10 protein-coding genes are annotated in these 11,872 nt (G+C 71.3%); 6 read left to right on the plus strand and 4 right to left on the minus strand.

The genetic code is table 11. From position 1 onward, the window contains the following. Window positions 1–451 (minus strand): MFS transporter (locus ETD85_RS35475; RefSeq protein WP_138694192.1); only part of this gene is annotated, 451 nt, incomplete at its 3' end. 113 nt (window positions 452–564) lie between these two features. Then, window positions 565–1,170, minus strand: a complete 606-nt coding sequence (locus ETD85_RS35480; protein WP_138694193.1) for a TetR/AcrR family transcriptional regulator — start codon at window positions 1,168–1,170, stop codon at window positions 565–567. Between the two features lie 168 nt (window positions 1,171–1,338). Between ETD85_RS35480 and ETD85_RS35485 the strand changes: the two genes are divergently transcribed. The 6 genes from ETD85_RS35485 (at window position 1,339) to ETD85_RS35510 (ending at window position 10,119) form a co-directional block, all read left to right on the plus strand. After that, entirely contained in the window at window positions 1,339–2,343 is a 1,005-nt protein-coding gene (locus ETD85_RS35485) for a LacI family DNA-binding transcriptional regulator (RefSeq protein ID WP_138694194.1), read from the plus strand. Between the two features lie 288 nt (window positions 2,344–2,631). Beyond that, window positions 2,632–3,984 (plus strand): extracellular solute-binding protein, encoded by a 1,353-nt coding sequence (locus ETD85_RS35490; RefSeq protein WP_206059012.1) that lies wholly within the window; start codon window positions 2,632–2,634, stop codon window positions 3,982–3,984. Between the two features lie 36 nt (window positions 3,985–4,020). Beyond that, a complete protein-coding gene (locus ETD85_RS35495) occupies window positions 4,021–4,941 on the plus strand; it encodes a carbohydrate ABC transporter permease (RefSeq protein ID WP_138694195.1) in 921 nt (306 codons plus the stop codon). Between the two features lies 1 nt (window position 4,942). Then, window positions 4,943–5,899: a carbohydrate ABC transporter permease gene (locus ETD85_RS35500; RefSeq protein ID WP_138694196.1), complete on the plus strand. Its 957-nt coding sequence runs from the start codon at window positions 4,943–4,945 to the stop codon at window positions 5,897–5,899. 45 nt (window positions 5,900–5,944) lie between these two features. Beyond that, a complete protein-coding gene (locus tag ETD85_RS35505) occupies window positions 5,945–8,413 on the plus strand; it encodes a CBM35 domain-containing protein (protein ID WP_138694197.1) in 2,469 nt (822 codons plus the stop codon). A gap of 80 nt (window positions 8,414–8,493) precedes the next feature. After that, window positions 8,494–10,119 (plus strand): glycoside hydrolase family 13 protein, encoded by a 1,626-nt coding sequence (locus ETD85_RS35510; RefSeq protein ID WP_138694198.1) that lies wholly within the window; start codon window positions 8,494–8,496, stop codon window positions 10,117–10,119. Window positions 10,120–10,217: 98 nt separating this feature from the next. On the opposite strand, the gene ETD85_RS35515 is transcribed toward ETD85_RS35510, so the two are convergent. Then, entirely contained in the window at window positions 10,218–10,862 is a 645-nt protein-coding gene (locus tag ETD85_RS35515; protein WP_138694199.1) for a biliverdin-producing heme oxygenase, read from the minus strand. 127 nt (window positions 10,863–10,989) lie between these two features. Then, window positions 10,990–11,715 carry an alpha/beta hydrolase gene (locus tag ETD85_RS35520; RefSeq protein WP_138694200.1) on the minus strand — a complete coding sequence of 242 codons (726 nt, stop codon included), beginning with the start codon at window positions 11,713–11,715 and terminating at the stop codon, window positions 10,990–10,992. Window positions 11,716–11,872 lie beyond the last annotated feature (157 nt).

Consider the following 11,872-nt stretch of genomic DNA (forward strand, 5'->3'; position numbering starts at 1 on the left):
CCCCCACGGCCCGCGGCCGGTCGTGCCGGACGAACGACGCCTGGATGATCGCGAGCGAGCCCGGCGTGAGCAGCGCGCCCCCGATGCCCTGCAGCGCTCTGGCCGCGATCAGGAACTCGATGTTCGGCGACAGCCCGCAGAGCGCCGAGGCCACGGCGAACCAGACCGTGCCGATGAGGAAGACGGTACGGCGGCCGTACCGGTCGCCGAGCGAGCCGCCCAGCAGGATCAGCCCGGCCAGGGTGAGCGTGTAGGCGTTGATCGTCCACTGCAGCCCGGCCATGTTCGCGTCGAGCTCGGCGCCCAGGAACGGCAGCGCGACGTTCACCACGGTGCTGTCGAGCATCGCCAGCCCGGATCCGAGCACGGTCGCCGCCAGGACCCACCGGCCACGAGCCGACTTGAGCTCGATGTGGTCGTTCGTCCTGAGGTTTTCCGGGCGGTCTGTCATGGGACCAATCCTGTCACCGCCGGACTCTCCGGCCCGCGCGCAGGGCCGTGGCAGGGCCGTTGCAGGCCGTTGCCAGGGTGAGGTGGTGCCGGGGAGCGCGCCCCGGGCCGGTCCTAGCGGGGGGCGGCGCTCCCGAGAGCCCGCAGCACGAACTCCGACACCAGCGCCCCGGCCGCCTCCACCGTCACCTCGCCGCTGATCAGCGGCACCCGCTCGGCCCCCACCACCGCCATGATCATCCGGGCGGTGGCGCCGAGGTCGAGCACCTGGAAGTCGCCCGACTCGATGCCGCTGTCCAGGATCTCCACCAGGATCCGCTGCATCGGCGCGACGTGCTCGGCGAGCTGCTGGTAGGCGTCGGGCCCCAGCGCCGCGCTGAGGTCGGCCGCGCCGGGGTGGGGATGGGCGAGCAGCCCGGCGAGCTGGAGCCGGACGAACGCCCGCAACCGGTCGGCCGGCGAGGCGCCTGCGGGCAGCTCCCGCTCGTAGCTGTCGATGAAGTATTGGGTGACCCGCTCGGTGAACGCGAGCAGCAGCGCCGCCTTGTCCGGGAAGTAGTTGTACAGGACGGTCCTGGTGATGCCCGCCTCGCCGGCCACGTCGGTCATGGAGATGGCGTCGATGCCCTGCACCCGGGACAGGCGCGAGACGGCCTGGAGGATCCGGTCGCGCGTCTGGGCGCGGTGCTCGCCGATGGTGGCGGCGGAGATGCGGGGCATGTGCCAATGGTAGGCCGCCCCGCCCGTCTCCGCTCTCTTCGCGCATGACGGGCTGCCGCTCCCGGCGAACGCGCAGCCGCGGAGCCCCGGCCGGAGGCCCGTCGCATGGCTGTCGATTTTTTGCGTAACTCATTTTCATTCTTGCGGTAGTCGTTGTAACATCCCCTCATGCCGAGACGACTCTCCGATGTGGCCGCCTTCGCCGGGGTGAGCGTGGCGACCGTGAGCCGGGTGCTCCACGACAAGCCCGGCATCGCCCAGGCCACCCGTGACACCGTGCTGACCGCGCTCGACGTCTTCGGCTACGAGCGCCCGCAGAAGCTGCGCAACGACCGGGCCCCGCTCATCGGCCTGGTGCTCCCCGAGCTGCAGAACCCGATCTTCCCGGCCATGGCCGAGCTCGTCGTCACCGAGCTGATCAGGCACAACCTGCTGCCCGTCCTGTGCACCCGCACCGCCGACGGGCTGCCGGAGGCCCACTACGTCGAGATGCTGCTCGCGCAGAACGTCGGCGGCATCGTCTTCATCGGCAGCAGCTACGCCGACGCCGGCCAGGCGCAGGTCAAGGTGCTGCGCGAGCGGAAGCTGCCCATCGTGCTGATCAACGCCGCCGACGAGAACCTCGACGTGCCGAGGGTGTGCGTGGACGACGGCGTCGCCGTGCAGCAGGCGCTCGGGCACCTGCGGGCGCTCGGGCACGAGCGGATCGGCCTCATACTCGGGCCGGTCGGGCACGTCCCGTCCGCGCGCAAGCTCGCCGCGTACGCCGCGCACGCCGAGGAGCGCGGTGACCTGGGGTGGCGCTCTCTCGTGGCGCACACGATCTTCTCCATGCAGGGTGGCGCGACCGCGGCCGTGCGGCTGACCGGCGAGGGCGCCACCGCCCTGGTGTGCGCCAGCGACGCGCTCGCGCTCGGCGCCATCAGGACCGTGCGCAAGCAGGGGCTGAAGGTCCCCGCGGACGTGTCCGTCGTCGGTTTCGACGACTCGAGCCTGATGAACGTGACCGACCCGCCCCTGACCACCGTGCGCCAGCCCGTCGCGGCCATGGGCGGCGCGGCGGTCGCCGCGCTGATGTCGCAGATCAATGGCCATGTCGTGCCCGTCGATGAGGTGTTGTTCGACCCCGAGCTGATCGTGCGCGGCTCCACCGGCATGTGCCCCGCCGGGTGACCCGCGGGACGGTCCGCCGGGGGCCGCCGACGGCCCGGAGTGGATGTCAGTAAATTTCATATCACAGCAAGATTCTTGCGTCACACTCTGGACATCCGGTGAGTGCGGTCCTACGGTTCTGGGCAACACCTCGGCGCTCAGATACCCCCCAGGCGACACGTCGGCGACCGGCGTTCAACCTCGTTCGACACCAGCGGCGGCACGCGTGCACCGCCGGCGATCCGGGCTGCCCAGGTCCATCCACGGAACAGGTCAAAGGTGTTCCCCCCACGAAAGGGATCGCTAGTGATGAAGCGCGGCAAGCCCATCGGGCTGTCACTGGCCGTCTGCGCGACCATGGCCTGCGCGGCCTGCGGCGGCGGGGCGGCCGAGCCCGCCGCGTCGGCGGGCGGCCCGGTGACCATCACCGTCAACGGGCTGCCGCCCGCGACCGACGAGTACAACAGGGCCGTCTTCGAGGCCGACGTCAAGGCGTTCGAGGCCGGGAACCCGAACATCAAGATCGACGCCAAGGAGGGTTTCATGGACCCTCAGACGTTCAGTGCCAAGATCGCCGGCGGCCAGCTGGAGGACGTCTTCTACGTCTACCTCACCGACGCCCAGAACCTCATCGCCAAGCGGCAGGTCTCCGACATCAGCCCGCACCTGAGCGGGTTCCCGGTCACCAAGGACTACAAGCCGGGCCTGATGCAGGTCTTCTCCGACCAGGCGGGCAAGGTGTACGGGCTCCCCGACGACAACTACTCCCTGGGCCTGCTCTACAACCGCAAGCTGTACGAGAAGGCCGGGCTCGACCCGGACCGCCCGCCCGTCACCTGGGCCGAGGTCCGCGAGAACGCGAAGAAGATCTCCGCGCTCGGCGGCGGCGTCGTCGGCTACGGCGACTACAGCAAGTCCAACACCGGCGGCTGGCACTTCACCGCCGAGCTCTACTCCGTCGGCGGCGACGTCGCGGTCAGGGACGGGGGCGGAGCCTGGAAGGCCGCCTTCAACGACGACAAGGGCCGCCAGGTCCTGCAGCAGCTCAAGGACATGCGCTGGACGGACGACTCGATGGGGCGGCGCCAGCTCCTGGAGTACGACGACCTGGTCAAGCTGATGGCCACCGAGAAGCTGGGCCAGCAGATCGGCTCCACCGGCGACCTGACCAACACCGTCACCCGCTTCAAGGGCACCTACGACGACTACGGGATGGGCCCGATCCCCGGCGGCCAGGGGACGCTCGGCGGCGGCAGCGGCTACATGTTCAAGGCCGGGCTGAGCCCGGAGAAGATCAAGGCCGGGCTGGCCTGGCTGACGTTCAAGAAGAACCCCGACCGGATCGACGCCGACAACCAGCGGTCGGCGGCCAAGGGCCTGCCGGTCGGCCTGCCCGAGCCGAACGTGTGGACCGGCGGCTCCGAGCAGAAGCAGCTCGCGGCCACCAAGAAGCACGCGACCATCCCCACCGAGAACTTCAAGCCTTTCGCCGACGCGCTCGGCCGCATCCCGGTCAAGCTGGAGCCGCCGAACGCCCAGCAGATCTACGCGGCCCTCGACACGGTCATGCAGAAGGTCCTGACCGACCGGGACGCCGACATCGCCCAGCTGCTGGCCGACGCGGAGACGCAGGTCAACCAGATCCTCGCCACCGTGAAATAGCGTCACGTCAGCCCAGCAGAGTAAGGGAAAGACCTCATGGCGGTCATCACCGCGCCGCACCGGCACCGCGTCGCCGGCAGGAGCACCGAACTGCGCAGAAGGGCCGCCGGCCACCTCCAGGCGTGGGCCTTCCTCGCGGCCGGCGTCGCGTGCTTCGCCCTGTTCTCCTGGTATCCCCTGGTCAGAGGCGTCATCCTCGGCTTCCAGCAGGTCAACTTCGTCACCGACCCGATCTGGGTGGGCTGGGACAACTTCCGCGCCCTGTTCGACGACCCGTTGTTCTTCACCGCCTGGGGCAACACGCTGGAGTTCACCGGGCTGGCGCTGCTGTTCGGGTACGCGGTGCCGTTCGTGGTCGCCGTCGTGGTCAACGAGCTGCGCCATCTCAGGGGCTTCTTCAGGATCGCCGTCTACCTGCCGGTCATGCTGCCGCCGATCGTCAGCGTGCTGCTCTGGCAGTACTTCTACGACCCCGGCGCCGGCCTGTTCAACTCGATCCTGACGGGGCTCGGCCTGCCGGGCTCGGACTGGACCCAGTCGCCGAAGATGGCGATGATCTCCCTGGTCCTCGTCTCGACCTGGGCGAACATGGGCGGCGCCACGATCATGTACCTGGCCGGCCTGGCCACCATTCCCAGCGAGCTGTACGAGGCCGCCGAGCTCGACGGCGCGAGCGTCTGGCGGCGGATCAGGCACGTCGTCCTGCCGCAGATGCGCTTCATCCTGCTGGTCCTGCTCCTGCTGCAGATCGTGGCCACCATGCAGGTGTTCATCGAGCCGTACCAGCTCACCGGCACCACCAACCCCGACACGATCACGGTGATGGTGCTGGTCTACCGCTACGCCTTCACGGTCAACAACGACTTCGGCCTGGCGGCGGCGATGAGCGTGCTGCTGTTCGTGGTGCTGGGCGCCTTCTCGGCCGCGTACCTGCGACTGACCCGTGACAAGGACTGAGATGACGCTGACCACCGCACGCCCGGTCGCCACCCCGCCCGCGCCGCGCCCCCGCGTACGGCGGGCACGCCACGAGGCGGCCACGCGGACGCTGATCTCGCAGGCGGATCTCAACCGGGGGCACCGCAGGGTCGTCTACTGGATCGTGCTGGCGGCGATGGCCGTTCTGTTCGCGCTGATCTTCGTCTTCCCGCTGTACTGGATGGTCACGGGGGCCATGAAGGCGCCGGCGGAGCTGGCCGAGCCGGTGCCGACGCTGGTCCCGCGGAGCTGGCACCCCGAGACCTTCGCCGTCGCGTGGGAGCGCCTGGACCTCGGCCGGTTCCTGCTCAACACCGCCTTCTACACCGCCGGCGTCTGGCTGATCACGCTCGTCGTGGACGTGGCGGCGGCGTACGCGCTGTCGAAGCTGCGCCCGCTGCTCGGCAAGGTGGTGCTGGGCCTGATCCTGGCCAGCCTCATGCTGCCGGCCGACGCGCTGCTGGTGCCGAAATACCTGGCCGTGGTCGACGTGCCGGTCTTCGGGGTCAACCTGGTCGACTCGCCGTGGGCACTGTGGCTGCCGGCCGCCGCCAACGCCTTCAACATCTACGTGCTCAAGCGCTTCTTCGACCGGATCCCCGCGGAGCTGCTGGAGGCGGCCGCCATCGACGGCGCCGGGCGGCTGCGCATGCTGTGGAGCGTCGTGCTGCCGCTGTCGCGGCCGGTGCTGTCCGTGGTGTCGATCTTCGCGATCATCGGGGCCTGGAAGGACTTCCTCTGGCCGCTGCTGGTGCTGCGCGACCCCCAGGCGCAGTCGCTCAGCGTGGCGCTGAGCCGGATGGCGTTCACGGGCTACGTCCCGCAGAACGAGATGTTCGCCGCCCTCGCCATCGCGAGCCTGCCGATGATCGTCATTTTCATGATCTTCCAGCGCGGCATACTCAACGGGCTGTCGGCCGGCGCCCTCAAGGGCTGACCGCGAGCCGCACCCCCCAAAAAAAGGCAAGGAGTTCAGCTCGCCATGCTCCGAAGACTGTTACTCGCCCCCCTCGTCTGCCTCGTCGTCTGCCTCGTCGTCTCCCTCGGCACGCCCGCCGCCCCCGCGCAGGCCGCCACCACCTACCAGGCCGAGTCCGCGGACCTGTCGGGCGGCGCGGCGGTCAGCACCGAGCACGGCGGCTACACCGGCAGCGGCTTCGTGGCCGGCTACACCGACGGGAACAAGGGCAGCGCCGCCACCACCTTCGCCGTCTCGGCCGCCCAGGCCGGCCCGGCGGTGGTGAGCCTGCGGTACGCGAACGGCACCGGCTCGGGGATGTCGCTGTCGGTGTACGTCAACGGCACCCGGATCCGGCAGACGCCGCTGCCGGCCGTCGGCGCCTGGAACGCCTGGGGCGTCCAGGACGAGACGCTCACCCTCAACGCGGGCGCCAACACGATCGCCTACCGCTTCGACCACACGGACCTGGGCAACGTCAACCTCGACAGCATCACGCTGTCGGCTCCCGTGGCGGCGCTGCCGTACGAGATGGAGACCGCGTTCCTGTCCGGCGGCGCGAGCGTCGCGACCGCGACCGGCGGCTACAGCGGCACGGGCTACGCCACCGGCTTCACCGCCGCCGGCGCCCGCGTGATCCGCACCGTCACCATGCCGGCCGCGGGCAACGCCGTCACGACCGTCCGCTACGCCAACACGACCGGCGGCGCGCGGATGCTCAGCACGTACGCGAACGGCGTCAGGACCGGCCGGCTCACCCTCCCGGCGGGCAGCGGCTGGCTGACCGCGACCCACACGCTCGGCCTGCGCGCCGGCCTCAACCTGATCGGCTACCAGTACGACGCGGGCGACACCGGCGGCGTCGCGCTCGACGGCATCAGCGTCGCGGGCGCCGGCACCCTGGCCGCCCGCGGCGCCACCGTCCCCTACACGGAGTACGAGGCCGAGAGCGGCACCACCAACGGCACCGTGCTCGGCCCCGACCGCACCTACCGGACGATCGCCTCGGAGTCCTCCGGCCGCCGCGCCGTGCGCCTGGACGGAGCCGGCAAGTACACCCAGGTCACGCTCACCCGCCCGGCCAACGCCGTCGTCGTGCGCTACTCCATCCCCGACAACGCCGCGGGGACCGGCGCCACGGCCCCGCTGGCCGTCTACGCGAACGGCGCCAAGGTCGCCGACCTGACGCTGACCTCCGCCTACAGCTGGGTGTACGGGAACTACCCGTTCCCGAACGACCCGGCGCTCGGCGGCGCCCACCGCTTCTACGACGAGGTACGCGGGACCCTGCCGGCCTACCCGGCGGGTACCGTGCTCAGGCTGCAGAACGAGAGCGCGACCCCGGTCACCGTGGACCTGATCGACACCGAGGTCGTGGCGCCGGCCCACACCGCGCCCGCCGGGTCCGTGGACATCACCGCCCACGGCGCGGTCTCCGGCTCGGGCGACGACACGGCGGCGCTGAGGAGCGCGATCAACGCCGCGAAGGCGCAGGGCGGGAGCGTGTGGATCCCGGCGGGGACGTTCGACCTGACCTCGCGGGTGGACGTGGCGGGCGTCACCGTGCGCGGCGCCGGCATGTGGCACACCACCCTCCGCGGCAACAGCGGCCGGGGCGGCTTCTACGCCGTCGGCGGCAACGTGCAGCTGGCCGACTTCACCTTCGCGGGCGACGTACGCCACCGGGACCCGGACGGCGTCGTCACCACCGACGCGGCCATGGAGGGCAACTTCGGCACCGGCTCGCTGATCCACAACGTCTGGGTCGAGCACGCCAAGGTCGGCCTGTGGGTCAACGGCGGCACCGACGGCCTGTACGTGGCCGGCGTGCGAATCCGCGACACCTTCGCCGACGGCGTGAACCTCAACGACGCGGTGGCCCGCACCCGCGTGGACCAGAGCGTCCTGCGCAACACCGGCGACGACGCCCTGGCCATGTGGTCGCACACCACGCCGGTCACCGCCAGCGCGTTCACCTTCAACACCGCCACGCTGCCGATGCTGTCCAACACCGCGGCGATCTACGGCGGCGACGGCAACCGCATCGAGGACAACCTGTTCTCCGACACCGTCTACACCGCCGCGGGCATCGCCGTCAGTACCTGGCACCAGGCCCAGCCGTTCAGCGGCACGACCTCGATCCAGCGCAACACGCTGACCAGGACCGGCGGCTGGAACAACGACTGGGCCAGCAGCCAGGGCGCGGTGTGGATCTACGCCGAGTCCCGCGACATCACCGCGCCCGTCGTGGTCAGGGACGTGACCGTCAACGACAGCACCTACCAGGGGCTGCTGCTGAGCTGGCAGAAGACGATCTCGAACCTCATCCTCGACCACGTCACCATCGCCGGGACCGGCACCTACGGCATCGAGGCCGCCGCGGCCGGCAGCGCCACGGCGAGCCACGTCACCGTCAGCGCGGCCGCCGCCGGCGGCCTGCACAACCCGGCCGGCTACACCTTCGTCCGGGGACAGGGCAACAGCGGCTGGTAGCCGCGGCGCGGCGAACGGGCGTCCCGCGCCGATCGCGGGACGCCCGCACCCACTCACGCAACAGTCAGGAGCACATGTCCATGGCCCTCACCCCGGCCGCCTGGTGGCGCACGGCCGCGATCTACCAGATCTACGTGCGCAGCTTCGCCGACGGCGACGGAGACGGCATCGGTGACCTCGCCGGGCTCCGGCGGCGCCTGCCCTACCTCCGCGAGCTGGGCGTGGACGCCCTCTGGCTCACCCCGTGGTACGTCTCGCCCATGGCCGACGCCGGGTACGACGTCGCCGACTACCGCGACATCGACCCCGTCTTCGGCACGCTCGCCGAGGCCGAGGAGCTCATCGCGGACGTGCACGCCCACGGCCTGCGGATCATCATCGACCTGGTGCCGAACCACTGCTCCGAGCGGCACCCGTGGTTCCGGGAGGCGCTGGCCGGCGGCCCGGCCAGGGACCGGTTCTGGTTCCTGCCGGGCCGTGGCGAGCACGGGGAGCTGCCGCCGAACGACTGGCGCTCCTACTTCGGCGGCCCGGCCTGGACGCCGGTCGGCGAAGGGCAGTGGTACCTGCACATGTTCGCGCCGCAGCAGCCCGACCTGAACTGGGAGAGCGCGGAGGTGCGCGCGGAGTTCGAGGACATCCTGCGGTTCTGGCTCGACCGGGGCGTGGACGGGTTCCGCGTGGACGTGGCGCACGGGCTGGTCAAGAAGGACGGGCTGCCCGACGTGGGGCCCGATCCCGACCCGGCGGACCTGCCGTACCAGGACCGTGACGGCGTGCACGAGATCTACCGCTCCTGGCGGCGGGTCGCGGACGCGTACGAGGGGGAGCGGGTGTTCGTGGGCGAGGTGTGGCTGCCGACGCCCGCCCAGTTCGCGCGCTACCTGCGGCCGGGGGAGCTGCACTCGGCGTTCAACTTCGAGTTCCTGGTCGGCGCGTGGGAGGCCGGGCCGGTGCGCGAGGTGATCGCGGCCACCCTGGACACCCACGCCGCCGTCGGCGCGCCCCCGACCTGGGTGCTGTCCAACCACGACACGATCCGCCACGTCACCAGGTACGGCAGGGAGCGGACCGCCTTCGACATGGGCGACAAGCGGCACGGCGCACCCAGCGACCTGGAGCTCGGCGTGCGCAGGGCCAGGGCGGCCGCGCTGCTCACGCTCGCGCTGCCCGGCGGCGTCTACGTCTACCAGGGCGACGAGCTCGGGCTGGCCGAGGTCGAGGACATCCCGGCCGAGCTGCTGCAGGACCCCACATGGGAACGCTCGGGCCACACCGACCGCGGCAGGGACGGCTGCCGGGTGCCGCTGCCGTGGTCGGGCGACCAGCCGCCGTTCGGTTTCTCGCCTCCCGAGGCCGCCGCGGAGCCGTGGCTGCCGCAGCCGGCCGCCTGGAAGGGGCTGACCGCCGAGGCGCAGGCGGCCGACCCGCGCTCGATGCTGGCCCTCTACCGGGCCGGTCTGGCCCTGCGCCGCGACCTGGTGGCCGGGCTGGCGCAGACGCTCACCTGGCTGGAGGCGGGCGCGGGCGTCCTGGTCTTCGCCAGGCCGGCCGGCGAGGCGGGCGCGGCCGGCGGGTTCGTGTGCGTGGTGAACTTCACCGCGCAGGCGGTCCCGCTGCCCGCCCACGAGGAGGTCCTGCTGGCCAGCGCCCCCGTCGTGGACGGCCTCCTCCCCGCGGAGGCCGCCGCCTGGCTGCGGCGCTGACCTGCAACGGGGCCGAGCGGTGGCGACCGGCCGACGGCAGCTGAGCGGCACAGCTGAGCGGCATCAGCCGAGCGGCGGTGGTCCTGATCTCGGGGCGGTCAGGCGGCGGCCTTGACGACGTGGAGGAGCTCGGTGAGCACCTCCGTGTTGAGCTGGTAGGCCAGCTTGACCTCGCGGATGATCCGCTGCTGCTCGCGCTCGTCCAGCTCCAGCTCGTCGAGCCGGGCCCGGTATTCGGTCTTGAACCGGGGCAGGCTGCCCAGCTCGTCGAAGATGTAGAAGTCGACGCCGCCGCCCTTGGCGTAGCCGTAGATCTTCTGCAGCTCCATCCGGATGAACTGCCCGCCGGACAGGTCGCCGAGGTAGCGGGTGTAGTGGTGGGCGATGTAGCCGCCGGGCCAGTCGGCCACTTGATGGATGCGGGCGACGAGGGTGCGGGTCGACTTGGACGGCGCGATCCGGTCGCGCCAGCCCGGCCCGTACACCGTCGCCAGGTCCCGCTCCAGCGCCCGTTCCCGGTAGAGCTCGGGGAAGACGAAGCGGCCGGCCACCGGATGACCGGCCAGCTCGCGTGACACTCCGTCAAGAGCGAGATACGCGAAGTAGTGCTGGGCGATCATCTCGCCGTATTCGTGCTCGCTCAACCGGCCGCCCATCAGCTCCGAGAGGTAGCTCTCGGACTCGGCCGACTCGTGGTCGGCCCAGGTGGCGTTTCGCAAGGTCTCGGAGAACGACGTCGTCACGGCCCACCTCTACTCGCACTACGGTTTCATGACGCAGTGTCACAAACATCGGCGGCGTGCGTCAAGCTGATGACGACACCATGTCAGCAAACGTGCCTTTCCTCTCTCGTACCCAGGAATGAGGAAGTCAAGTGGTCACCTCGCCCGCACGGCCCAGGGCGATCAGCGCGAGGTTGCGCAGGGACGGGGTGCCGTGGGCGAAATAGTCGCTGTGGCCGCCCCGGCCCACCTCGAACCGGCGGTCGGCGTAGCCGCTGACCATGGGGTCGGCGCCTAACCCGAGCGGGCCGAGCCTGACCTTGGGCACGAACCTGATCCAGTCGCCGTCCCCGAGGCCCGCCCACACCCTCGTCGCCGCGGACGGCGGCGGCGCGTCGAGCCCGGGGCTGCCGAAGACGGCCAGGTCGGCCACCGGCAGCCCGGGGACGGCCTCGGCGCACAGCACCGAACCGTAGCTGTGGCACAGCAGCGAGATCGGCGCGCGCGTGCGCCGGCGCAGGTCCTCGACCGTGTGCCGGAGCTCGGCGGCGCCCTCGACGGCCGCGCCGTCGGTGAGCACGCCGAGGCTCAGCGTGGGTGGGGCGTCGTAGCCGAGCCAGGCCACCACGGCCAGCCGCGTGCCCGGCGCGAGCCGGGCGGCCTGCGCCAGCAGCGCCCGCGCCGCGCCCCCCGGGCGGTGCACGCCGTCGTCGAACGTCGCCACCGTGGTGTCGGCGCCGGGCACGATGACCGCCACCCGGTCGGCCGCCGCCAGATCGCCGTAGATGCGCACCGTCCGCCCGCTCGGGTGGGCGGGCCACGCCAGGACCGCGCCGGCCGCCAGGAGCCCGGCGATCGCAAGGTGTCTGAGCATGCTGAGACGGTATGGACGGCGGCCTGTGGCCCGCGTCACCGCCAGGTCTGAACCTTCACGTGATACCGGAGAGTGACCTCCGACACTCTCGCGTCATCCTCGGGGTCGAGAGACCGCCGAGGTCCCCCCGCTCCACGGCGTGCGCCGCCTGCGGGGT

The sequence above is a fragment of the Nonomuraea zeae genome (genome assembly GCF_005889725.1).
Lineage (GTDB): Bacteria > Actinomycetota > Actinomycetes > Streptosporangiales > Streptosporangiaceae > Nonomuraea > Nonomuraea zeae.